General features: G+C 62.9%; 21 protein-coding genes. 8 read left to right on the top strand and 13 right to left on the bottom strand.

What is annotated here, in order from left to right:
• Window positions 1-117: 117 nt before the first annotated feature.
• Entirely contained in the window at window positions 118-522 is a 405-nt protein-coding gene (locus HWX53_RS10185; protein WP_175940741.1) for a hypothetical protein, read from the bottom strand.
• 106 nt (window positions 523-628) lie between these two features.
• Window positions 629-964 carry a hypothetical protein gene (locus tag HWX53_RS10190; RefSeq protein ID WP_175940742.1) on the bottom strand — a complete coding sequence of 112 codons (336 nt, stop codon included), beginning with the start codon at window positions 962-964 and terminating at the stop codon, window positions 629-631.
• Window positions 965-1,325: 361 nt separating this feature from the next.
• On the opposite strand from HWX53_RS10190, the gene HWX53_RS10195 reads away from it, so the two are divergent.
• The 3 genes from HWX53_RS10195 (at window position 1,326) to HWX53_RS10205 (ending at window position 3,574) form a co-directional block, all read left to right on the top strand.
• Window positions 1,326-1,799: a hypothetical protein gene (locus tag HWX53_RS10195; RefSeq protein ID WP_175940743.1), complete on the top strand. Its 474-nt coding sequence runs from the start codon at window positions 1,326-1,328 to the stop codon at window positions 1,797-1,799.
• A 630-nt stretch (window positions 1,800-2,429) separates the two neighbouring features.
• Complete coding sequence (locus HWX53_RS10200; protein ID WP_244140066.1) at window positions 2,430-3,191, top strand: EAL domain-containing protein; 762 nt, start codon at window positions 2,430-2,432, stop codon at window positions 3,189-3,191.
• 110 nt (window positions 3,192-3,301) lie between these two features.
• A complete protein-coding gene (locus HWX53_RS10205) occupies window positions 3,302-3,574 on the top strand; it encodes a hypothetical protein (RefSeq protein ID WP_175940745.1) in 273 nt (90 codons plus the stop codon).
• 6 nt (window positions 3,575-3,580) lie between these two features.
• Here the strand turns inward: HWX53_RS10205 and HWX53_RS10210 are convergent, their stop codons facing one another.
• The 5 genes from HWX53_RS10210 to HWX53_RS10230 all read right to left on the bottom strand — a co-directional run bounded on the left by HWX53_RS10210 (window position 3,581) and on the right by HWX53_RS10230 (window position 8,351).
• Window positions 3,581-4,531, bottom strand: coding sequence for a LysR substrate-binding domain-containing protein (locus HWX53_RS10210; protein WP_175940746.1), 951 nt, complete (start codon window positions 4,529-4,531; stop codon window positions 3,581-3,583).
• Between the two features lie 88 nt (window positions 4,532-4,619).
• On the bottom strand, window positions 4,620-5,297 hold the full coding sequence (locus tag HWX53_RS10215) for an ABC transporter permease subunit (protein ID WP_175942311.1): 678 nt from the start codon (window positions 5,295-5,297) through the stop codon (window positions 4,620-4,622).
• A 5-nt stretch (window positions 5,298-5,302) separates the two neighbouring features.
• Complete coding sequence (locus HWX53_RS10220) at window positions 5,303-6,040, bottom strand: amino acid ABC transporter permease (RefSeq protein WP_175940747.1); 738 nt, start codon at window positions 6,038-6,040, stop codon at window positions 5,303-5,305.
• Window positions 6,041-6,081: 41 nt separating this feature from the next.
• Window positions 6,082-6,966: a glutamate/aspartate ABC transporter substrate-binding protein gene (locus HWX53_RS10225; protein ID WP_244140129.1), complete on the bottom strand. Its 885-nt coding sequence runs from the start codon at window positions 6,964-6,966 to the stop codon at window positions 6,082-6,084.
• Between the two features lie 53 nt (window positions 6,967-7,019).
• Window positions 7,020-8,351, bottom strand: a complete 1,332-nt coding sequence (locus HWX53_RS10230; protein WP_175942313.1) for a hypothetical protein — start codon at window positions 8,349-8,351, stop codon at window positions 7,020-7,022.
• A gap of 181 nt (window positions 8,352-8,532) precedes the next feature.
• On the opposite strand from HWX53_RS10230, the gene HWX53_RS10235 reads away from it, so the two are divergent.
• Window positions 8,533-9,444 (top strand): LysR substrate-binding domain-containing protein, encoded by a 912-nt coding sequence (locus tag HWX53_RS10235; protein ID WP_175940749.1) that lies wholly within the window; start codon window positions 8,533-8,535, stop codon window positions 9,442-9,444.
• Window positions 9,445-9,472: 28 nt separating this feature from the next.
• On the opposite strand, the gene rarD is transcribed toward HWX53_RS10235, so the two are convergent.
• Entirely contained in the window at window positions 9,473-10,441 is a 969-nt protein-coding gene (gene rarD, locus HWX53_RS10240; protein ID WP_175940750.1) for an EamA family transporter RarD, read from the bottom strand.
• Between the two features lie 286 nt (window positions 10,442-10,727).
• Here rarD and egtD point away from each other — a divergent pair, with 286 nt between their 5' ends.
• Window positions 10,728-11,696 carry an L-histidine N(alpha)-methyltransferase gene (gene egtD / locus HWX53_RS10245; protein WP_175940751.1) on the top strand — a complete coding sequence of 323 codons (969 nt, stop codon included), beginning with the start codon at window positions 10,728-10,730 and terminating at the stop codon, window positions 11,694-11,696.
• Window positions 11,697-11,725: 29 nt separating this feature from the next.
• Here egtD and HWX53_RS10250 read toward each other — a convergent pair whose 3' ends face one another.
• From HWX53_RS10250 to HWX53_RS10270, 5 genes are all read right to left on the bottom strand, one after another.
• Window positions 11,726-12,022 (bottom strand): acylphosphatase, encoded by a 297-nt coding sequence (locus HWX53_RS10250; RefSeq protein WP_175942315.1) that lies wholly within the window; start codon window positions 12,020-12,022, stop codon window positions 11,726-11,728.
• Between the two features lie 99 nt (window positions 12,023-12,121).
• Window positions 12,122-13,261, bottom strand: coding sequence for a hybrid sensor histidine kinase/response regulator (locus HWX53_RS10255; RefSeq protein ID WP_175940752.1), 1,140 nt, complete (start codon window positions 13,259-13,261; stop codon window positions 12,122-12,124).
• A 39-nt stretch (window positions 13,262-13,300) separates the two neighbouring features.
• Window positions 13,301-13,900 carry a chemotaxis protein CheB gene (locus HWX53_RS10260; RefSeq protein WP_175940753.1) on the bottom strand — a complete coding sequence of 200 codons (600 nt, stop codon included), beginning with the start codon at window positions 13,898-13,900 and terminating at the stop codon, window positions 13,301-13,303.
• 2 nt (window positions 13,901-13,902) lie between these two features.
• Window positions 13,903-14,739 (bottom strand): CheR family methyltransferase, encoded by an 837-nt coding sequence (locus HWX53_RS10265; RefSeq protein WP_175940754.1) that lies wholly within the window; start codon window positions 14,737-14,739, stop codon window positions 13,903-13,905.
• Between the two features lie 16 nt (window positions 14,740-14,755).
• Window positions 14,756-17,902, bottom strand: coding sequence for a response regulator (locus HWX53_RS10270; protein ID WP_175940755.1), 3,147 nt, complete (start codon window positions 17,900-17,902; stop codon window positions 14,756-14,758).
• A gap of 173 nt (window positions 17,903-18,075) precedes the next feature.
• Between HWX53_RS10270 and hpnA the strand changes: the two genes are divergently transcribed.
• The 3 genes from hpnA to HWX53_RS10285 all read left to right on the top strand — a co-directional run bounded on the left by hpnA (window position 18,076) and on the right by HWX53_RS10285 (window position 22,430).
• Window positions 18,076-19,086 carry a hopanoid-associated sugar epimerase gene (gene hpnA / locus HWX53_RS10275; RefSeq protein ID WP_175940756.1) on the top strand — a complete coding sequence of 337 codons (1,011 nt, stop codon included), beginning with the start codon at window positions 18,076-18,078 and terminating at the stop codon, window positions 19,084-19,086.
• Window positions 19,087-19,362: 276 nt separating this feature from the next.
• On the top strand, window positions 19,363-21,609 hold the full coding sequence (locus HWX53_RS10280; RefSeq protein WP_175940757.1) for an NADP-dependent isocitrate dehydrogenase: 2,247 nt from the start codon (window positions 19,363-19,365) through the stop codon (window positions 21,607-21,609).
• A 221-nt stretch (window positions 21,610-21,830) separates the two neighbouring features.
• Window positions 21,831-22,430 (top strand): hypothetical protein, encoded by a 600-nt coding sequence (locus HWX53_RS10285; protein ID WP_175940758.1) that lies wholly within the window; start codon window positions 21,831-21,833, stop codon window positions 22,428-22,430.
• The last annotated feature ends 2 nt before the right edge of the window (window positions 22,431-22,432 follow it).

The raw sequence follows: 22,432 nt of genomic DNA on the forward strand, positions 1-22,432 counted from the left end.
CTTTTAGTTGTTTTTCATGCGCGCCGCCGCGTGGCGGATGCCGGAAACTTCACGGCGATAAAACCCGCTTGCGCGCTGAGATGCGGCTCTAGCCGCTTTGGTCGTGTTCAACTGCTGTTACTGCGAGTTGTTGCCGTGCGCCATGCCGCCAGGGCTTCTGCTGCTCGAGCTACCGGTGCTGCCGGGGCCACTGCGTTGCATGGTGCCTTGGCCCATGCCGTTGTTCGCTCCGTTGTTGCCCATGCCGCTGTTCACGCCGGTACCGCTCGTGCCGTCGCTCGAACCGCCCATGCCGGTGCCGCCCATGCCGACGCCGCCACCCTTGCCCGACGCGCTCGAGCCTGCTCCCGCCGAGCCATTGCCGCCCGCGCCCATCCCGCCTGCCGCTCCGGCGCCGCCACCACCGCCTGCGCTACCGCCGCCGCCCGCACCGCCACCGCCGCCGCCTGCCTGCGCATAGACGCCGCCCGACAAGCCCAACACCAGCGCTGAAACTACCAGCTTCGTCCTGATCGCTTTCATTGCAAGTCTCCAAGAGTTAGCGTGCCGGCCGATGCAGCCAATTCGCCGCACCCGCCGCATCTATTGAGCGCAAGCAACGTGCCGCATCTGCTTCGCGCGCGGCAGTTCAATAGCCATAGCCGGCTGGCGCGCACGGCACATAAGCGCGGCGGTAGCCGTCGTAGCAATAACCAGCCGGCGGCGCGGGTTGTGCATAAGCAGGCTGCGCATAGGCTTGTTGCGCGTACGCCGGTTGCGCGTAGACCGGCTCCGAATAAGCTGGCTGCGCATTCACGACCGACGTGACCAGAGCGCCGAGCACCGCGCCACCGATCAGGGCGCCGACGATCGCGCCGCCATCGCCGCCGCCGCGGCCATGACCGCCGCCGTGCCCATGCGCGGACGCCTGACCGGCCATCGACAAACTACCGATCATCAACAAGACAAGGGCTGCGCGTTTCATAACTTCTTCTCCGTTCCCGAATGCCGGGTGTATGGACGCATCTTAAGCAGACGCTTTGGAAATATCTGCAGCAGTTGGTAACGGCGCATTTCAACGATTACAAATTTCGTTTCGTTGGGATTCCCAATCAACCGACGTAACATGCTTGACTGAATTTGCCATGTGGTAACAAAGCTTATATTGACTTCCAACGTTGGCATGCATTGCGATCGAAACCGCTGTTACGCCGTTGCATTTGCTCGCACCGGTTACGGTTTGTCACGAGATCACGGTCAACGACGCGCGACGGCACGGCGTTTTCATCGTCACATGCCGATCATGGCGTGTCCAAAGAAACGCAGGATCATAGGAGTCGAACATCATGAAGAAAATCGTCGCCGCTCTCGCATCCACGCTGCTCGTAAGCACTGTCTTCGCTCAAACGGCCGCATCCGATGCCGCCAAGGCGCAAGTCAAAGCCAACCACGAAAAGGCGGAGGCTCAGTCCACTGCCAACCGAAAGAAGACCGATGCTCAACAGGATGCCGCCAAGGCGCAGGCATCCGCCAACAAGGACAAGGCATCCGCTCAGGACGATGCCAACAAGGAAGCCGCGAAGGTAGCGCAGGCGACCACGCCGGAGCAAGCCTCCGACGCCCGCGGTGATGCCGCCAAGGCACAGGCGAAAGCCGACAAGAAGAAGCACGCTGCACAGTCCAAGGCCGACAAGAAGAAGCAGGACGCAGCGCAAGATGCCAAGGTGGCGCAAGCCAAAGCCGACAAAGAAAAAGTCGAGGCACAAAGCGACGCGAACAAGGCGGCTGCCGATGCGAAGGTCGACGCGGCGAAGAAGTAAGGGAGGCCGGCGTCAATCGCATCGCGCAATGGGGCGCGTCGGCAGAAGCGTCCCATGCGTTGTGACATCTGGCGAGCCTGCGGGCTCGCTTTTTTATTGGCGCTTGCGCGAACGCCAACCCATGGCGTCAACGACCACCTTCGATGAACCCTCGCGCCGTGTTTCGATGCCTTTGTCACTCTAGCTGCCTGTCACGAACGGGCAACGCACCCGTTCGAGCGCACACCGCCATGCAATCGTCCTGTAGGTACTTAACGCTATAGCAGCCACCAGTGTTCAGCCTTGCTTTACGCGTTAGCCGTTCCCTTGCGTAGTCGCGTCGACGATGGCGCGCTATCGTAGCTGCACTAGCTGGCGAATCGAAAGAGACTCGTTCGTGCGCGGTTGCGTGCAGCGAACGCCATCAACGCTCACTTAGGTTGCGCTGTTTCTATCGGACGTCAATGGTTGCCTTAGCATAGGATCGCGAAGACGATGCATCGAACTCTTCCACTGCGCATAAACGGGCGGGCATCACAGTCGACTTCACTGCGGCCGCGCTCTTCGGGGACATCGAATGCGAGCGGCGGCGCGCAGCCCGCACCGACGCGCTTAGAAGCTGATTCACAGCGCCGCCTCCGTATCGAAGCGTTGCTGCCTCACGCGCTGGCCGCTGGCGAATTGACGCTCGCCTATCAACCCGTCATCGACAGCGTCACGCGCGAAACCGTAGGCGCCGAGGCCTTGCTGCGCTGGAAGAACAACGAATTGGGCGACGTCGGGCCGGCAGAGTTCATACCGATCGCCGAAAAGACCGGCTTTCTCAAGAACATTGGCGACTGGGCGTTGCTGCGAGCCTGTGTTCAGGCTGCTCGCTGGCGCCGGATCATTGCGCCGCGCCTCGTCGTATCGGTGAACGTGTCGGCCGCGCAATTCGACGACAGCCTCTTGCGCCATATCACGACCTGCCTCGAACGCACCGGACTCGAAGCCTCCGCGTTGCAACTGGAAATCACCGAGAGCATGCCGATGCCCGACACCGCGGCCAGCGTATCGACGGCACGGGCGCTTTCCGACCTTGGAGTGAAGCTCGCCATCGACGACTTCGGGACGGGCTATGCGTCGTTGTCGTACTTGAAGCGGTTTCGTCTGCACAACCTGAAGATCGACCGTCTGTTCGTCGCCGATCTTCCGCGCAGTCACGAATCGATTGCAATCACTCGCGCGCTCATCGACATGGCGCATGCGCTCGACATGACCGTGACCGCCGAAGGCGTCGAGACCGCGGATCAGGCCACGGCCTTATGGGCGCTCGGCTGCGACTTGCTGCAAGGCTATCTGTTCGGCCGCGCGACAAGCCCGACAGAATTCACTCACCTATTGGCCCAAAATCGCGCAAGGCCCGCGCATTGACGCAAGTCAGAGAGAAGCAAACGACTCGACCGCGTGTGGCCGTATCCCCGCCAGAACAAGCATGCCATGACAGCGCCAGAGGAGATGGCGCAAAAATACGGGAGGAAACCATGTTCGATGCAGAATTCGTCGCAATGTTTTTGAATCGTTATGCTAATCATTCGAGCGATGAAGACGTTGACGCTTACCTCGGGGTGTTGCGTGAAGGCAATCTACAGTTCACTCATGAACTCGGTCATGTCGGCGCCTGCTGCGCGCCCGACACTAATGCCGTTCGTGCGGAGTCGCTGATCTTCGGCGACGGCTCGCGGGCATTGCGCGTCGCCAAGCCGGACAGCGAAACCGGCTGGTCTCCGTGGACTGCACTGCAACCGCTTCCGTGAGGCAGGCTAGATGAGTATGTCGACCGAGTGCATTGCTCGCTGTATCTCCGGTGTGTTGATCCACGTTGGATCGCGGATGGTTTCGATGAGGCAATCGGCGAAACACTCGACCGCCGCGCAGCGCGGTTGTCCCGCCCGCGTGATGACCCCGACGATCGAGTCGTCGAGTTGCTCGCGCAGCGGAATGGCGCAGAGCGATTCGCGCGGCGCGCAGCGTTCGACGAGCGGCCAGGGAAAGATGCTGACCATATCCGTTCTTTGCAGTAACGAAACGGCAACGGTCAGCGAATGCAGGAAATGGACACTGCGTGGCGCGGGCAACCCGTGCTTCGCGAACATCGTGTACGGCGCGAGCCCCTCGGTCTCCGGATCGAGCGCGACGAGCCAGTCGCAATCGAGGAGATCAGCAAGCGAGCGACTCTCCGCGCGCGGATGACCCTGCCGCGCGACCACCGCCAGCGTCGTCAGAAAAAGCGGCCTGAACGTGAACTCCGACGCGATCTCGCCCGGCGTCTGACGCCCGATGTAAATGTCGAGACTGCCATCGCGCAGCCGCGGATTCGCGATCGCGAGCAGTCCCTCGAAGAATTCCAACTGCACGTCCGGCATGATCCGCCGAAACCGCAGCACGACCTCGGGCAGGAACGTCATCGCGCCCCAGGCCGTCACCGCAATCGAAAGCCGTCCGCGCGCCTCGCCGCGCATGGTGTCCACAGCTTGATGCGCGCGAGCGATCTGACCGACGATCAGGCGTGCGTGTTCGAGAAGCGTTCGCCCGTCCGACGTAAGCGTGACTCCAGATGGCGTGCGCGCGACGAGACGCAGCCTGAGATCGGCCTCGATCTGCTGAAGGCTCTGCGTGATGGCGGCCGGCGACGCCTGAAGCAGGCGCGCGGCGCCGCGCACGCTGCCCGTGTCGGCGACAGCGACAAGCGCGCGAAGCTGGTGAATCTTCATGTCATCCCAAGTCCGGCGTGGCACCGGGGCCGTTTGCTGATGCGTGCCCGGCGAATCGCCCGGCAGCGTGTTCCAAATCCGTAATCAATCACCGCGTGATCCTTGTCTTCAGCATGCGAGTCATCGCGATCAAGGTCGTGCTTACGAGCCAATATGTCGCGCCCGCGAATAGCAGCATCGGAATGAGCGTGCCGTCGCGTTCGCCGATGGCTGTCGTGCGCCGAAAGAAATCGCCGAGCGCGATCACATATACGAGCGACGTGTCCTGAAAAATCACGATGCATTGCGTAAGCGCGACAGGCACCATCGCGCGAAACGCTTGCGGCAAAATCACGTAGCGCATCGATTGCGCAGGCGTCATGCCGAGCGCCTGCGCCGCGTGCATCTGGCCGCGCGGCAAGCTGGCAATCCCGGCCCGGATGATCTCGCAGAAGAATGCGCCCTCGAGTAGCGAGTAAGCGACCATCGCCGAGACGAGCCGCACGTCGACGCTCGATGGAAGATCGAACAGCGCCTTCAGAAACTGAGGCACGATGAGGAAGAACCATAACAGCAGCATCACGAGCGGTATCGAGCGAAAGAGCGCGACATACGCATGCGCGCCGGTCCTAAGCAGCCTGACCGGCGACAGGCTCAGCACCGCGAGCACGGTCCCCCACGCCAGGCCGCAGAGGATGGCAACCACGGTGATCTGCAACGTGACGCCCATGCCTTCGAGCAAAACCGGTGTAGCGGCATATAGTGCCTGCCAGTCCATCTCGAACATATCGGTCAACTCTCCATCGAACCGGGCACGGTATTCAGCCGACGCAGCCGGCCCACGCCCCACAAGATCACGAAGTTCAGCGCTACGTAGACGAGCGTTACGCAGATAAACGACTCATACGGCTGAGCGGTGTAGTCGACGAGTTGCCGCGCCTGTCCCGACAATTCGAGAAGGCCGATTGTCGATGCCACCGCCGAGTTCTTCGAAAGGATCAGGAACTCGGACGTCAGCGGCCCGGCAATAGTGCGCAGCGTCATCGGCAGAAGAACATGTCGATAAGCCTGCGGACGCGTGAGTCCCAGCGCGAGTGCTGCGTGAAGCTGTCCGGGCGGGCGCGCCAGCAAGCCCGCGCGCACCTGTTCGCAGATGCGAGAACCGGTGTAGACAGCGAGCGTGAGCACCGATGCGCTCAGGAACTGCACATTCGGCGACAGGTCCTTGAGCCGGTCGCCGAGCGACGCCGGCAGCCACTCCGGCAGCGCGAAGAACCAGATGAAGAACTGCACGATCAGCGGCACGCCGCGAAAGATCGACACATAAACCGCAGCGGCCGTCCGTACCGCGCGATTCGGCAACGTGCGCATGATGCCGAGAGCCACGCCGATTACCAGCGCGAGCATGAATGCGAGCACGGTCAGCACAACCGTATTCAGCAGGCCCGAGATGAGCCAGTTGACATAGACTTCCGGCTCGCCCGTCGCCACCGGCTGAAACAGCACGCGCCAATTCCACGAGTAATCCATTGCTTGGTTTGCCCTTTCGCTACGCCAGCGTCACACGCGGCTCAGGAGGACGGCTTGTCGCTCGGCTGCGCGAAGAGCGCCTGAATGCGCGGCGACATCTGAAAGTCGAGGTTGATCTGCCTGGGCGGGATTGGCTGCGTGAACCAACGCGCGTAGATGCGCGAGGCTTGTCCGGATCGTTCGGCGTCGGCGATGGCGGCGTCCATCAAGGCCTTCATCGGCGCGTCGTTCTTGCGCAGCATGCAGCCGTACACCTCGTGCGACTGAGGGGTGCCGACGATCTCGTAGTCGTCGGGATGCGGCGACTTCGCGCGCTCGCCGGCGAGCAAGGCGTCATCCATCATCATGGCTTTTGCTCGGCCCGTCGACAACAGAAGAAAGGACTCCGAATGATCCTTCGCGCTGATGATCTTCATGTTCATCGACTTCTCCGCGTTCAACCGGCGCAGCATTTTTTCCGACGTTGTGCCTGCTCCGACGACGACGGTGTTGTCGTGAAGGTCGGCAAAATCTTTGATACCGGTCGACTTCTTGACAAGCAGGCGCGTGCTGATCGCGAAGAAGCTGTTCGAGAACGCGACCTGTTGCGCGCGCTCGGCGTTGTTCGTGGTGCTCGTGCATTCGAAGTCGATCGTGCCGTTCTGCAAGAGCGAGATGCGGTTCTGCGACGTGATCGGAATCATGCGCACCGTCAGTTCGGAGAGCTTGAGCTGAGACTTGATGCGTTCGACGATCAGATTGGCGAAGTCTATCGAATAGCCGATCGGCTTTTGCTGTGCATCGTAGTAGGACAGCGGAATGGAGGCATCGCGATAGCCGATGGTGACGGCGTGTTCGCTGCGTATCTTGTCGAGCGTGCCGCTAACGGCCGGCTCGGCGGCAAACGCACCCGCCATCCACGCCAGCGCAGAGAGGCCGGCCGTCATGCGCGTGGCGGGGCGCAACGAATAGTGTCGTTTCATGCTCGGCTCCATGGAAGCTAATGCGCGGGGCTCGCGGACTGCAATCGGCCGCGCGTGCCCGTGATGGGCGAGACGTCGATCACGTACATCTGACGCATGCCTTCGTGAACCGAGTCGATGCAAACGGCCATGCCGTCGCGGCTCCAGCGCGGGTGCAGATCGCAGCGGTTTTCCTTCTTGAGCTCAGGTGTCGCGTAGAACTCGCCTATGTCGATGCGCACGCCGTCGCGCACGTCGAAGAGAAACAGGACGCGCTTGTTGCTCTGCGCGTCGGGATAAGTATCCGAGACCAGCCAACGCGAGTCGACCGGAGAGAACGACATGTGGCCGTTCTCGGTGAGCACGTCGCGGCCCAGCACTTCGACGCCGCCTGCGTCGCTGTCTTCGTAAAGGTGATAGTGAATCTCGCCGGCATGCGGACTCCACACGACGATGTGTGAGTCGTCGCGCCACAACGGATGCGAAATCTGATGCTCCGACTTCTCATAGTCGAAGGTGCCGACGGCCTTCGGATCGAAGCGCCTCGCGATGTGTGGCAGCGGATGGTCCGAGCATTCGAGCAACCGCATGCCGGAACCGTCCGGATTCATGGTAATCAGGCGATGCAGGAAGCAGGTTTCATCTTCCACGCGCTCGGTCCAGCGATGCAAGAACAACACGCGCGACGACGAAGGATTGATCTCGATGTGGCTGACCCAATGAATGGCGCGCTCCATCGATAACTTTGGCTGGAAGCGGCGCAGCGCCGCGTAGCTCATGAGGAGCGCCACCTTTCCCGTCGCGAGATCCATCCGGTAGATGCCGTCCGTCGCGGGCGCGCGCAGCAGGCAGAGCGGTCCGCCGTGCGCGCTGTAGCCGATGGTTTCGTGCGTGACATAAAGACGCCGGTAGTCGACGCATAGCGCATAGCGGCTATTCGGCGCCGTCACGTAGACGGGCATCGGCAACGACTGCTTCGCGCCGGTGTCCAGATCGAGAATCGTCGCGCCAAAGCCCGGAAAGCGCGCAAAAACGTCGTCGGTGCGCACGTTATAAATGACTTTGCGGCCAGGCTCGCCCTCCAGCCATTGCAATTGGCTGCCCATTTGCCAGTTCCACGCGCCGGTCGTGTCGAAGGCGTGGAACGCTGCATTGTCTTGCAAGTCGAAGCAGCCGACCTCGACTTGCAGTTCCGGAGCGAGCCGCGCATCCATCATGGCGGCGCGATGGGCCAGCATGTATCGCCCGGTGCGATCCCACGCCGTCTTGTTGTAGTAGCCGAAGAAGTGATGTCCTGTGCCCTGGCCCAAGCGGCTGACCGCGCACGGACGAACGACGCCGGGCCTAGCGGACGACATGGCTCCGGCCATCGCGGCGGTTGGAAGCGGATGAAGCAAACGCATCGGCGCGACCCTTGACGAAAGATAGACGTCAGGATATCTCTGCGATTGGAACCGATAAAATTCGATTTTGTCGCGATGCTATTCAGTTTCGATATAGCCTCTCTTGCGCGACGCGCGGTGCATCCTCGTTCGACAGATCGCGAAACACATGACCCGACCGTTGAATTTTCAGCTTATCCAGGCGTTTCGCGCCGTGATGCAGAAGGGCACCACCACTGGCGCCGCAGCGATGCTCAACACGACGCAGCCTTCCATTAGCCGCCGCCTCTCCGACTTGCAGAGGTTCTCGGGCCTCAAACTGTTTGAAGTGCACCATGGGAGATTGAGACCGACGAGCGAAGGCAAGCTGCTGTACAAGACCGTGCAGAAGCACTTCGACGGGCTCGAGAAAATCGAGTCGGTGGTATCGCTGCTGCGCAAGTCGGGCACCGGCGCGCTCTGCCTGGGCTGCACGCCCACGCTGGGAGTCGGGCTGCTGCCTGAGGTTGTTCGGGCGTTCAGGGCGCAGTTTCCGGAAACGTATATCAACATTCAGACGCTCGCCACGACGCAACTGACCGACTTGTTGCGCCAGGATCTGTTCGATCTCATTCTGACCACGGGCAAGCTCGACGAGCACGACTTCGAGACGACGATCGTGAAGACGATGCCGGCCGTATGCGTGCTGCCGCCGGGGCATCGGCTCGAAAGCGAATCCGTGGTGCATGTGCGGATGTTGCAATCGGAGCCGTTGTTGTCGCTGGGCGAGATGGACGACCTGACGATCGACATCGAGAACGTGCTCCTCGCGCACGACATGCCAGCCGAGTTCTCGATCCAGACGACATCGTCGATCACGATCTGCGCGCTGGTGGCGGCCGGCAACGGCGTGGGCATCGTGAACCCGTATGTCGCCAACACGTATGCCGGGAAGTTGTCGATCCGGCCGCTCATGCCGTCTATCGACGTTCCTGTGCGCATGGCCATGCCTTTGCACACGGCTCCGTCTCTGCTCGCGCGCCGTTTCGTCGAAGCCCTGCATGCGCATCTGCATACGCTCGGCGCGGAAGTGTGCGAGTAAAGATGCGGCGCGATCTGTAGAGGACCGCTTAGTCGACGCGCTCGGCACCCGTTTCGTGTTCGACGCTCGCGTGATGTTCGCTCATCGGCAACGCGGCCTTCGACGCGCGCTCGCGCATCAAGAGCCGCGCGCTATGCACAGCCGTCAGCGCGACAGCGACCCATATCGGTCCATACGTTCCCAACTGACTCGCGCTGAACGGCTCGCCGAGCAGCAAGACCGCGACAGCCACGAGCAACACCGGTTCGACATAGCCGAGAATGCCGAACAGCACGAGCGGCAGATAGCGGCTTGCCCGCAGATAAGAGCCGAGCGCAATGGTGCTCAACGCGCCGAGGCCCGGCAGCAAGACGCTCCATAGAAGCGGCGAATCTGCGGCGACCGCGAACGAGCCACGCACGATCAGCGCGATCACGCAGAACGGAGCCAGCATCATCATTTCGATGGCGAAGGCCACGAGCGCATCGACGTTGAGCCGCCGCCGCAGCATGAAATAAGGCGGATAGCCGAGCATCACGACGAGCGTCGGCCACGCGAACGCACGCGTCACGAAGAACTCATGCGCCACGCCGAGCGCAGCCGCGGCCACGCCCGCCCATTGCAGCGCGTCGAGCGGTTCGCGGTAATAGAAGCGCCCGATCAGCACCATCGCGAGCGGCAACAGAAAGTAGCCGAGCGACACTTCGAGCGCGCGTCCATGCAGCGGCGCCCACAGGAATATCCATAGCTGCACGCCGAGGAGCGCTGTGGAGACAACGAAAGCCGCGAGCAGGCGCGCGTTTTTGGCGAGGTTCGCCACGAGCGCGCATAATTGCGGCCATCGCCTGGAGAGCGCCACGAGCAGCAGCGCACCCGGCAATGTCCAGACGATGCGCCATGCAAAAATGTCGAGTCCGTCGAGCGGCGCAAGCCATTTCGTATAGCCCGACAGGAGCGCGAACAAAGCGGAAGCGGCGACGGAAAGCGCAATGCCGCGTCCGAGGACATGCTGATTCATCGAATAAGCGCGAAGCGCCGAGTGATTGCGTTGGCCGGCGAAGCGGAAGAACTGCGCATTCTAAACGTCGTAGCGCGCGAACACCGGCGCATGAACCGCGACTAGGTCTGAACTCGCTACACCGGAACGTTGTCTTAAACCGTCTACGCCCACGGGCAATCCAGAAGTCCACAGAAAGTCGAGCAACGCGCGAAGCCGCCGCTCACGTCATTGCATCAGCAGCATCCGAACGCCGTGCCCGATTCACGCAAGCACGCGAAGAAAACGCCGCATCGATGGAGACGTCATGACTCAAGCTGCCCCGTCGCCCCGCTCTTCCAGTGCCTTTGCCGAAGCCGTCCATGCCGGCTTGTCCAAGCACCCGCAAAAAGAACTGCCTTCGATGTATCTGTATGACGAAGTCGGCTCTGCCCTCTTCGAAGTGATCACCACGCTGCCGGAATACGGCGTCACGCGCGCCGAAGAACGCGTGCTCAAGGCGCACGCCACCGACATCGTGGCCGCGCTGCCGGGCAACGTGAAAGTCGCGGAACTTGGAAGCGGCAGCGGACGCAAGACGCGCCGCATTCTTGAAGCACTGTGTAAAAAGCAGCCGACCGCCTACTACCCGATCGAAATCTCCCGCACGGCTCTGCAGCTGTGCCATCGCGAACTGGGCGATATCGAGCGCATTTCGATTGTCGGCTACGAACGCGACTATCTGGCCGGCCTATCCGAAGTGAGCGCCCGGCGTAACGAGGGCGAGCGGCTGCTCGTGCTTTTTCTCGGCAGCACCATCGGCAACTTCGCGCGCCTTGCGGCCACCAAGTTTCTCCAGTCGATCCGCAGCATGCTCGAACCCGGCGATGCCCTCCTGCTCGGCACCGATCTGATCAAGCCGTTGCCGGTGCTGATCGCGGCCTACGACGACCCCATCGGCGTGACGGCGGCGTTCAACCTGAACTTGCTTGCGCGCATCAACCGCGAGTTGCACGGCGACTTTCCGCTCGACGCGTTCGAACACGTCGCGCGCTTCAATCCCGACGCGCGCAGCATCGAAATGCATCTGCGCGCGAAACGCCCGCTGACGGCGCGCGTGCGCGATGCCGGCCTGCACGTCGACTTCCGCGAAGGCGAAACCATCTGGACGGAAAGCAGCCACAAGTACGCGGCCGAAGAAGTCGCGCCGATTGCCATCGATGCGGGCTTCGAATGCACGCACCAATGGCGCGACGACGAATGGCACTTCGCGGAGAGCCTGCTGGTCGCGCGCTAAGCGTGCCGCTCAGTGTCGCTCAGTGCTGCTCAGTGCTGCTCGAAGCGTTCGTAGCGCTTTTCGACGTAACGCTCTTCGCTGAAGAAATCGGTGACGCGGGCATGCGGCGGCCCGCGTCGCAGCCATTCGAGCATCAGATCGACCTGATTCGCCGCGCCCTGAATGACGGCTTCCACCGAGCCGTCGTTGAGATTCGCGACATAGCCGCGCACGCCGAGTGCATGCGCGCGCCGCACCGTGTGATGGCGAAAGCCGACGCCCTGCACCACGCCTTTCACACGCACGTAATAGGTTTCGATCCTCGTATCGAGATCCGGGCCGGACATCATGCAATTCCTCGTGACTGATTCATACGCCGCATTGTAGTCACGCGCGCGAATCTGCGTGAACCGCGCATTCGGACTTGCGCGTTCGAAGTTGCGCGTTCAGCCGAGACGAAACGTCTGCGCGTTGTCGTCCCGATCGCCCGTAGTGGGACGCGCCACGCGAGGCAGCGTGACTTCGAAAATGGTGCCCGTCTCCGCGGACGAGCGCACTTTCACGTCGCCGCCGTGCATCCGCGCGATTTCCCGCGTGATGTACAGGCCGAGCCCGAGCCCGCCCGATTCATGCTGACGCCGCCCCGAGCGATACGGCGCGAAGATGTTCGGCAGCACGTCGGCCGGAATCTCGCCCGCATTCTGCACGATGATGCTGACGTCCTTCGCGCCGCCTTCGAGCCGCACTTGTATCGCCGCGCCTTCGAGCCCGTGCTGCAGCGCGTTGCCGATCAGATTCGAGAACACTTGCGAGAGCAGATCGCCGTCGGCCTGCAAGAGCGTATCGCCCTGACGCAGCACGAAAATGCGTCCCTTGCCGACGCGCGCCTCGTATTCCTCGACGATATTCTTCGCGAGCGTGCTGAGTTCGACCGCTCGCGGCTGCAACGTCACGCGCCCGCCGCGCAGCCGCGCGAGGTTCAGCAACTGATCGACCATGCGGACCATACGCATGCCGCTCGACTTGATGCGCGTGCCGATATTCGCGACGTTCTCGTCCTTCACGAAGCGCGACAGATATTCGGCCGACGCGATCACCGCCGACAGCGGCGTGCGCAGATCATGACCGAGCACGGCCATCAGCATCTCGTTTGCATCGAGCAACTGCTGCACGGTGGCGAGTTGCGTCGCGAGTTGCTGCTTCTGCCGTTCGATCTGAATGAAGACATCGACCTTCGAATTGAGGATGCGCGAATCGAACGGCTTGTACAGAAAGTCCACCGCGCCCGCCTCGTAGCCGCGAAACGTGCGGTTCGTGTCCTGCGCCGTCGCGGTCAGGAAGATGATCGGCACGTGCGCGGTGCGCGGGCTGCCGCGCATGAATTCCGCCAGCTCGAAGCCATCCATGCCCGGCATGTTGACGTCGAGGATCGCGAGCGCGACTTCGTGCTTGAGCAGGAGTTCGAGCGCAGCCGGACCCGATTCCGCCTTCAGCACCGACAGATCCGGCCGCGCGAGCGACGCTTCGAGCGCGGTGATGTTGTTGCGGATGTCGTCGACGATCAGCACGTGAATGGGTTGCGTCATCTGGTGACTCCTTGCCTTCGTTGTTGCGTGTCGAACGTCTTATCGGCGCGCGCGCCCCGCGAGGCGCGCGACCATGTCGTCCAGCGTGAGAATGTCCTGCACCGCGCCTTGCGCGATGGCCCCGAGCGGCATCGCGGGCGCGGACGCCGTCTTCGGGTCCTGCGCCCAGCATGTGCCGCCTGCATCGCGGATCGCGCGCGCGCCGCGCGCGCCGTCGTCGTTCGCGCCCGAGAGCACGATGCCGAGCAGCCGCTTGCCGTACGCATGCGCCGCCGATTCGAACAGCACGTCCACCGACGGCCGCGAGAAGCGCACCGGCGGATCCACCGACAGCGCGATGGCAGGCGGCTCGCCGCCTTCGGCCTCGACCATCATGTGATAGCCGGGCGGCGCGAAATACACGGTGCCGGGCGCGATCTCGTCCTTGTCGAACGGTTCCACCACGCGCAACCGGCAGCGTTCGGCGAAGAGCGCGGGCAAGAGGCTCGGCTGACCGTGCCGCACATGCACCACGATCAGCACCGGCGCCGCGAAGTCGCGCGGTAACTCGGGCAGCAGCAGGTTGAGCGCCTCGACGCCGCCCGCGGATGCGCCGATCACCACGGCGTCGAAGGCATCGGGGATGGCTGCGGGGCTCATCGCTAAACCTTCTGATAAAGCCGCTCGCGGGCGTTGAAATCCGCGAAGCGGTCGGTGTGTCTGGAGAAACGCAGGCTTTCCTTGCTGCCGAGTCCGAGAAAGCCGCGCCGCACGAGCGAATCGCTGAAGAGTCCGAGCGCGCGGTCCTGCAACGCGCGATCGAAATAGATCAGCACGTTGCGGCACGAAACGAGATGCGCTTCCAGAAACACGCTGTCGGTGGCGAGACTGTGATCCGCGAACACGACGCGCGACTTGAGCGTCTGCGAGAACTTCGCCGCGCCGTATGCCGCGTGATAGTAGTCCGACAGCGAACGTTTGCCGCCCGCCGCAAGATAATTCTGGCTGAAGCCCGCCATGCGCTCCAGCGGATAAATGCCGCTCTCGGCCTGCCGCAACGCTTCGGCGTTGATGTCGGTGGCATAGAACAGCGTCCGCTCCGCGATGTTCTCTTCGGCGAACAGCACCGCGAGCGACCACAACTCTTCGCCGCTGCTGCACCCCGCGACCCAAACCTTGATGGACGGATACGTCTGCAGAATCGGCACGACCTGCTCGCGTATCGCGCGGAAATAGCTCGGGTCGCGGAACATTTCGCTGACCTGCACCGTGAGGTACTGAAAGAGCCGCGCGAAGAGCGCCGGTTCGCGCAGTATGCGCTCCTGCAATTGCGAAAGCGTGGCGCACTCCAGGTCATGCACGGCCTGCGAGAGCCTGCGCCGCAGCGAACTCACCGAGTAATGCCGGAAGTCGTGCTGATACTTGAGATAGATGGCTTCGAGGAGCAGCTTCAGTTCGATGTCGAACGTGGCGTCGTCCTCGTGCTTGCTGTCGTTCATCGGGGCCAATGTCGGTTCATCGCTGCCGCAGCCAGACGCGGCATAACGACACGAGCTTATCCACGTCGATGGGCTTCGATATGTAGTCGTCCGCACCCGCCTCGAGACATTTCTCGCGATCGCTTTGCATGGCTTTCGCCGTCAGCGCGATGATCGGCAGGCGCGCGTGCTCGGGGTGCTTGCGAATCTCGGTCATCGCGGTGAGACCGTCCATCTCGGGCATCATCACGTCCATCAGAACGAGATCGATGTCGTCGCGGCGCGCGAGCGCCTCCAGCGCCTCGCGTCCGTTGCGCGCGATTTCGAGCGTCGCGCCGAGCGGCTCGATCACGCGCGAAAGCGCGAAGATATTGCGCACGTCGTCTTCCGCGAGAAGGATGTTGCGGCCTTCGAACACGTCGTCGCGCTGGCGCGCCGCGCGCAGCATGCGCTGCTGCTCCGGCGGCAGCGCGCTTTCGACGCTGTGCAAAAACAGCGTGACTTCGTCGAGCAAGCGCTCCGGCGACTTCGCGCCTTTGATGATGATCGATTTCGAGTAACGGCGCAGACGCTGCTCTTCTTCCGCCGAAATCTGCCGGCCGGTATAGACGATGACCGGCGGCGATGCGTTTCCGCTGCTCGTCGATACTTTCTCCAGCAACTCGTAGCCCGAACCGTCGGGCAGCGCCAGGTCCATCACGACGCAATCGAACGGCGCGCGCTTCATCTCCTCCAGCGCCTCGGATATCGACCCCGCTTCCACGATGCCGACCGTCTCGCTCGCCAGCAACGCGTGAATGCTTTGCCGCAGCGCGGGGTCGTCCTCGACCACGAGCACGCGCCGCGCGCCCTGCGAGGAGCGCGCTTCCAGCTTGCGGATGGCTTGCGCGAGATCATCGCGGGCGCTCGGCTTGAGCGTGTAGCCGATCGCGCCGAGATGCAGCGCGACATCGGCGTGATCCGTGGCGGACACGATATGAATCGGAATGTGGCGCGTCATCGGATCGTGCTTGAGCCATTCGAGCACCGTGAGACCCGACTGATCGGGCAGGCCGATATCCAGCAAAATGCCGTTCGGTTGCATGGACCGCGCGAGCTCGACGCCCTGCGTCGCCGTGGCCGCGTGCACGCAATCGAAGTCGAGTTCGTGCGCGAGGTCGTACAGGATATGCGCGAAACGCTGATCGTCCTCGATCACGAGAATGACGCGATCCGGCCGCTGACGTTTCGCGCGGTCATCGGCGATGCCTTGCGGCTCGGGCATCGCGGGCACCGGTTGCGGGGGAACCGGCGCCGGCGCGGGCGCAGGCGCCACGGCGCGCGGCGGCTCGATGGCAGCCGGTTCCGGCTCCTTCATGTGGCCAATGGTGTCGAGCTTCGCGGTCACGGTGCCTTCGCGCGCGGCGATCGGCAGCGTCACCGAGAACACGCTGCCACGGCCCACTTCGCTCGATACGCCGACCGAGCCGCCGAGCAACCGCGAGAATTCACGCGAGATCGACAGGCCGAGGCCGCTGCCGCCGTATTTGCGGCTCGTCGTGCCGTCCGCCTGCTGGAACGCCTGGAAGATCAGGTCTTGCTTGTCGCGCGGAATGCCGATGCCTGTATCGCGCACTTCGAAGCGCACTGCGTCGTCGCCCGCGCGCTGCACGGCGACGGTCACGCTGCCGCGCTCGGTGAACTTGAACGCGTTGGACAGCAGATTGCGCAGCACTTGCAAAAGCCGCTGACTGTCGGTGACGAAGTACTGCGGCACATCGGCGGCGATTTCGGTGATGAACGAAAGGCCCTTGGTTTCCGCGACCGGCGTGAACGATTGCCGCAGCGCCTGCATCAGCGATTCCACGGCCGTCGGCGCGAACTGCACGTCCATCTGGCCGGCTTCGACCTTCGACAAATCGAGAATGTCGTTGATGAGCGAAAGCAGATCGCTATTGGATGAGTGAATCGTCGCGGCGTAGCGCACCTGCTCGTCCGTCAGGTTGCCTTGCTTGTTGTCCTGAAGGAGCTTCGCGAGAATCAGCGAGCTATTAAGCGGCGTGCGCAACTCGTGCGACATGTTCGCGAGGAACTCGGACTTGTACTGGCTCGCGCGCTCCATTTCCAGCGCGTTGGCGGTCAACTCCTGTTGCGCCTGAAGCAGTTCGGTCTTCTGCCGCTCCAGATGCTGCGCGTGTTCTTCGAGCTGCACGTTGGTCTGTTCGAGCTCGGCCTGCTGCTGTTCGAGACGCGCCTGCGAGTCTTGCAACGCGCGGCCGCGTTCCTCCAGTTCTTCGTTCGACACGCGCAGTTCTTCCTGCTGCACCTGCAACTCTTCGCTCTGGCGCTGTGTTTCTTCGAGCAATTCCACGAGCCGCATGCGATACCGCGCCGAGCGCATCGCCATGCCCATCGCTTCGCCGGCCATTTCGAGCAGCACGCGGGCGTCGTCGAAGCGGCCCTCGTCGCCGACGAAACCGACTTCGATTGCGCCCGCCACATCGCCATCCGCGTAAAGCGGCGACACGATCACGCGCGATGCCGACGCCGCGCCGAGCGCCGATCCCGCCTTCAGATAATGCGCGGAGGCATCGCGAAGCTGAAGCACGCGCTTGTCGACGATTGCTTGTCCGACGAGCCCCTCGCCGCGCGCGATGCGGCGCGGCGCGCCGTTTTCGTCCGGCAGCGCCCAGGCCGCGATGCGTTCGAGCGTCTCGCCTTCGAGGGCGTAGACTACGCCGACCTTCGCGTTCACATACGGAATGAGAGAACGCAAAATGCTGACGCCGATGGACGCCGGAGACTGCTCGCCGCGCAATTGCAGACTCATCTGCGCGACGCCTTCCTGCAACCAGGCGGTGCGTTGTACCGCGAGCCGCGATTTGATATACAGATGCGCCACGATCGAAAGCACGAGCAGCACGAATATGCCCATCGCGCGATTGAGTTGCAGCACTTCGCGGCTGGCGACGGAGTCTCCCGTGGAAAGCACGTAGCCGAGAATCATCAGCACCGAGGCCGCGCCGGCGGTGATCATCGGCACGGCCGGGCGGTTGATCCACATGCACAGCACGACCGGCAACACGTAGAACACCCAGATCGCGACGCGCATGGGCGTCAGCACATCGACGGCGAACACCAGCGCAAGAGAAATCGCGATGGCGAAGTAGATCCACAAGGAGTGGTTGCGGTTGTCCTGAGGCATCGTTGACCAGTAGTGTGTCCGTTTCGCGAAGGCCGCGCGCCCCGCAGCAGGCACGGACCATAGCACGAGCCGCAACGCCTTGTCACATCGGCTCCGGCGGCGATTTGCGCAGCGATTTCGGCGCGGCACTTGTTACGAACGATCGCGCGAAGAGCGCATCTCACGAGGTAAGAATGACAGATATATCCGGCTCTCGCGTGCTCATCACCGGCGCCTCGGGTTTCGTCGGGTCGGCGCTCGCGCGGCTCGCCATCGCACGCGGTTTCGACGTGCGGCTGCTCGTGCGCGCGACGAGTCCGCGCAAGAACGTGGAGTCGCTCGATGCGGAAATCGTCGTCGGCGACATGCGCGACGAAGCGTCGATGCGCACGGCGCTCAAGGGCGTGCGCTATCTCTTTCACGTCGCGGCGGACTATCGCATCTGGGCGCCGGACCCGAGCGAGATCGAGCGCGCGAATCTGCAAGGCACCGAGGCCACCATGCGCGCGGCGCTGGCGGAAGGCGTGGAGCGCATCGTGTACACGAGCAGCGTCGCGACGTTGAAGGTGACGAGTTCGGGCGCGATCGTCGACGAAACGAAGCCGTCGGATGCGGCGAGCACCATCGGCGCGTACAAGCGCAGCAAGGTGCTGGCCGAGCGCGCGGTGGAACGGATGGTCGCAAACGACGCGCTGCCCGCGGTCATCGTCAATCCGTCGACGCCCATCGGCCCGCGCGACGTGCGTCCGACGCCGACGGGGCGCATCATCGTCGAGGCGGCGACCGGCAAGATTCCCGCGTTCGTCGACACAGGGCTGAATCTCGTGCATGTCGATGACGTCGCGAACGGCCACTTCCTCGCGCTGGAACGCGGCAAGATCGGCGAGCGCTACATTCTCGGCGGCGAGAACCTGCCGTTGCAGCAGATGCTCGCGGATATCGCCGGACTCGTCGGCCGCAAACCACCGACGATCAAGCTGCCGCGCGGGCCGCTGTATCCGCTCGCCATCGGCGCGGAAATGTTCGCGAAAGTGAGCGGCAAGGAGCCGTTCGTGACCGTCGACGGCCTGCGGATGTCGAAGAACAAGATGTACTTCACGTCGGCGAAGGCCGAAGCGGAACTAGGCTATCGGGCGCGGCCGTATCGCGAAGGCTTGCGCGACGCGCTCGACTGGTTCCGGGCGAACGGCTATCTCGACGCGTAACAAGCGCGGGCGCAGTCCGTCGATCGCCTGCAACGCACTCTTGTATAAGACCCAAAAATTCTAAGTCATTGAAATAACGGAGAAAGGCCTGTTTTCTGATGCTTCGGCGAGCGATTTTGCGCACGCGACGCCCGCAAAATCAGGCAAAATAGCGGACTGATGCCGGAAGGCGCGACCAACCATGTTGCGTGCGACCGCTGCGCGCGAAAGCGCCCGCGCAGGTCCACAGCAGCCGGCGGTCCTTTTTCAACCCGTTTCTGGATGTCGAGACAAGCGATGAGTAATCAGCAACCCACCATCATCTACACCCTGACCGACGAAGCTCCGCTGCTCGCGACCAGCGCCTTTCTGCCGATCATCCGCACGTTCACCGCGCCGGCCGGCGTGAACGTGGAAACCAGCGACATTTCGCTCGCCGGGCGCATTCTCGGCGAATTCCCCGAATTCCTGACCGAAGAGCAGCGCGTTCCGGACAACCTCGCCGAACTCGGCCGCCTCACGCAGCTTCCCGACACCAACATCATCAAGCTGCCGAACATCAGCGCTTCGGTGCCGCAGCTCGTCGCCGCGATCAAGGAACTTCAGGGCAAGGGCTACAAGGTGCCCAACTATCCGGAAGAGCCGAAGAACGACGAAGAAAAGGCCATCGCCCAGCGTTACTCGAAGTGTCTCGGCAGCGCGGTGAACCCGGTTCTGCGCGAAGGCAACTCGGACCGCCGCGCGCCGCTCGCCGTCAAGAACTACGCGAAGAAGCATCCGCACAGCATGGGCGAATGGAGCATGGCGTCGCGCACGCACGTCGCGCACATGAAGCACGGCGACTTCTATCACGGCGAAAAGTCCATCACGAATGACAAGGCGCGCGAAGTGCGCATGGAACTCGTCACGAAGCGCGGCGAAACCATCGTGCTGAAGCCGAAGGTCAAGCTGCAGGATGGCGAGATCGTCGACAGCATGTTCATGAGCAAGAAGGCGCTCATCGCGTTCTACGAAGACCAGATGGAAGACGCGCGCAAGACCGGCGTCATGCTCTCGCTGCACGTGAAGGCGACCATGATGAAGGTCTCGCACCCGATCGTCTTCGGCCACGCGGTGAAGGTGTTCTACAAGGACGCGTTCGCCAAGCACGCGAAGCTCTTCGAAGAACTCGGCGTGAACGTCAACAACGGTCTCGTCGATCTGTACTCGAAGATCGAGGCGCTGCCCGAATCGCAGCGCGATGAAGTCATCCGCGACATGCACGCGTGCCACGAGCATCGTCCGGCACTGGCGATGGTGGATTCGGCGAAGGGCATCTCGAACCTGCACGCGCCGAACGACGTGATCGTGGACGCCTCGATGCCCGCGATGATTCGCGCCGGCGGCAAGATGTGGGGCGCCGATGGCCGTCCGCAAGACACGAAGTGTCTGATTCCGGAAAGCACGTTCGCGCGCATCTATCAGGAAATCATTAACTTCTGCAAGACGAACGGCGCATTCGATCCGCGCACGATGGGCACGGTGCCGAACGTCGGCCTGATGGCGCAGAAGGCCGAAGAGTACGGCTCGCACGACAAGACCTTCGAGATTCCGGAAGACGGCACGGCGCGTATCGTCGATAACGCGACGAACGAGGTCATCGAATCGCTCACGCAGCAAGTGGAGCAAGGCGACATCTGGCGCATGTGCCTCGTGAAGGACGCGCCGATCCGCGACTGGGTGAAGCTCGCCGTGACGCGCGTGCGCAATTCGGGCATGCCGGCGGTGTTCTGGCTCGACCCGTACCGTCCGCACGAAAACGAGCTCATCAAGAAGGTCGAGAAGTACCTGAAGGATCACGATACCGAAGGGCTCGACATTCAGATCATGTCGCAAGTGCGCGCCATGCGTTACACGCTGGAGCGCGTGATCCGCGGCCTCGACACCATTTCGGTGACCGGCAACATCCTGCGCGACTACCTGACCGACCTGTTCCCGATCATGGAACTCGGCACGAGCGCGAAGATGCTGTCCATCGTTCCGCTGATGGCGGGCGGCGGCCTGTATGAAACCGGCGCGGGCGGCTCGGCGCCGAAGCACGTGCAGCAACTGGTGCAGGAGAACCATCTGCGCTGGGATTCGCTCGGCGAGTTCCTCGCGCTGGCCGTATCGCTGGAAGAGCTCGGCATCAAGAGCAACAACGCGAAGGCGAAGCTCGTCGCGAAGGCGCTCGACGCCGCCACCGGCAAGCTGCTCGACAACAACAAAGGCCCGTCGCCGAAGACCGGCCAGCTCGACAACCGCGGCAGCCAGTTCTACCTCGCCATGTACTGGGCGCAGGAATTGGCGAACCAGACGGAAGATCGCGAACTGGCCGAGTTCTTCGCGCCGCTCGCAAAGAGCCTGGCCGAGAACGAGGAGAAGATCGTCGAGGAACTGACCGTCGTGCAGGGCAGCGAAGCGGATATCGGCGGCTACTACAAGCCGGAAGACGCGAAGCTCGCCGCCGTGATGCGTCCGAGCCAGACGCTCAACGCCGCGCTCGCACAAGCGCAAACGAAGTAACGCAGCAACGAGCGCGGGCGCCATGCTCGCGCTCACCATCGCGTTGGCGTTCGGCGCCAACGCGATTTCTTTTCGAGCGCCTTTTCGCGGCGTTCAGTCCCAGCGGCATTCAGCCCGGCGCCGTTTCAACGCATTTGGTTACAACGTGTGCCGGCTCGCAGCAAGGCGAGCAGGTAAAATTCTTGCCCTCGCTGCCAGCTTCGCAAGACATCCAACTTCGCATGAATCTACATGACCAGCTCGGCGCGCTGGAGTCGAGCCTCGATGCGCTCCTCCGGGCCGCCACCGTTCCTCCTGTTACCGGCGCTGCCGCTCAGTCTGCCGCTGCGTCTGCCGCTGCGTCTGTCGCTGCGTCCGCCACCGACGATATCGCCGAGCCGCCCGCGCCGCTGCCGCCTCGCGCGGACGAGTTCGAGGACACCGCGCTCGCAGCCGCCGACGCTCAGAAGCAAGCGCCCGCCGAGGCCGAGCCCGAGTCCGAGCCCGAGTCCGACGCGCCGCCCGCGCTGACCGTTTCGCGCCCGGACCGCGACACCATTCAGATGACCATCGCGGGCAAGTCCGTGCTGCTGAATCCGCAGGGCGTGTCGGAACTGATCGAGGAGTTGTCGAACGTGCGGGCGTCGATGTCGGTGGAACAGCCGATGGGCGTCGCGCCCGGCTGGCGCTTCGCGGCGACGAAGAACCCGGTGATGGCGGTGCAGAAGCACGCGAACGGCGACCGCCTGCTGATCATGCGGCACACGGGTCACGGCTGGGTGCCGTTCACCTTTTCGCCGGACATGGTCGTCGAACTGTACGCAATGCTGACGCGGCGCTAAGT

The organism is Caballeronia sp. BCC1704 (assembly GCF_902833455.1).
GTDB lineage: Bacteria > Pseudomonadota > Gammaproteobacteria > Burkholderiales > Burkholderiaceae > Caballeronia.

Excerpts from the sequence above, each read along its gene's own strand:
- HWX53_RS10185 (WP_175940741.1), bottom strand. The coding sequence starts at position 522 with ATGAAAGCGATCAGGACGAAGCTGGTAGTTTCAGCGCTGGTGTTGGGC.
- HWX53_RS10190 (WP_175940742.1), bottom strand. The coding sequence starts at position 964 with ATGAAACGCGCAGCCCTTGTCTTGTTGATGATCGGTAGTTTGTCGATG.
- HWX53_RS10195 (WP_175940743.1), top strand. The coding sequence starts at position 1,326 with ATGAAGAAAATCGTCGCCGCTCTCGCATCCACGCTGCTCGTAAGCACT.
- HWX53_RS10205 (WP_175940745.1), top strand. The coding sequence starts at position 3,302 with ATGTTCGATGCAGAATTCGTCGCAATGTTTTTGAATCGTTATGCTAAT.
- HWX53_RS10210 (WP_175940746.1), bottom strand. The coding sequence starts at position 4,531 with ATGAAGATTCACCAGCTTCGCGCGCTTGTCGCTGTCGCCGACACGGGC.
- HWX53_RS10215 (WP_175942311.1), bottom strand. The coding sequence starts at position 5,297 with ATGTTCGAGATGGACTGGCAGGCACTATATGCCGCTACACCGGTTTTG.
- HWX53_RS10220 (WP_175940747.1), bottom strand. The coding sequence starts at position 6,040 with ATGGATTACTCGTGGAATTGGCGCGTGCTGTTTCAGCCGGTGGCGACG.
- HWX53_RS10225 (WP_244140129.1), bottom strand. The coding sequence starts at position 6,966 with ATGACGGCCGGCCTCTCTGCGCTGGCGTGGATGGCGGGTGCGTTTGCC.
- HWX53_RS10230 (WP_175942313.1), bottom strand. The coding sequence starts at position 8,351 with ATGGCCGGAGCCATGTCGTCCGCTAGGCCCGGCGTCGTTCGTCCGTGC.
- HWX53_RS10235 (WP_175940749.1), top strand. The coding sequence starts at position 8,533 with ATGACCCGACCGTTGAATTTTCAGCTTATCCAGGCGTTTCGCGCCGTG.
- rarD (WP_175940750.1), bottom strand. The coding sequence starts at position 10,441 with ATGAATCAGCATGTCCTCGGACGCGGCATTGCGCTTTCCGTCGCCGCT.
- egtD (WP_175940751.1), top strand. The coding sequence starts at position 10,728 with ATGACTCAAGCTGCCCCGTCGCCCCGCTCTTCCAGTGCCTTTGCCGAA.
- HWX53_RS10250 (WP_175942315.1), bottom strand. The coding sequence starts at position 12,022 with ATGTCCGGCCCGGATCTCGATACGAGGATCGAAACCTATTACGTGCGT.
- HWX53_RS10255 (WP_175940752.1), bottom strand. The coding sequence starts at position 13,261 with ATGACGCAACCCATTCACGTGCTGATCGTCGACGACATCCGCAACAAC.
- HWX53_RS10260 (WP_175940753.1), bottom strand. The coding sequence starts at position 13,900 with ATGAGCCCCGCAGCCATCCCCGATGCCTTCGACGCCGTGGTGATCGGC.
- HWX53_RS10265 (WP_175940754.1), bottom strand. The coding sequence starts at position 14,739 with ATGAACGACAGCAAGCACGAGGACGACGCCACGTTCGACATCGAACTG.
- HWX53_RS10270 (WP_175940755.1), bottom strand. The coding sequence starts at position 17,902 with ATGCCTCAGGACAACCGCAACCACTCCTTGTGGATCTACTTCGCCATC.
- hpnA (WP_175940756.1), top strand. The coding sequence starts at position 18,076 with ATGACAGATATATCCGGCTCTCGCGTGCTCATCACCGGCGCCTCGGGT.
- HWX53_RS10280 (WP_175940757.1), top strand. The coding sequence starts at position 19,363 with ATGAGTAATCAGCAACCCACCATCATCTACACCCTGACCGACGAAGCT.
- HWX53_RS10285 (WP_175940758.1), top strand. The coding sequence starts at position 21,831 with ATGAATCTACATGACCAGCTCGGCGCGCTGGAGTCGAGCCTCGATGCG.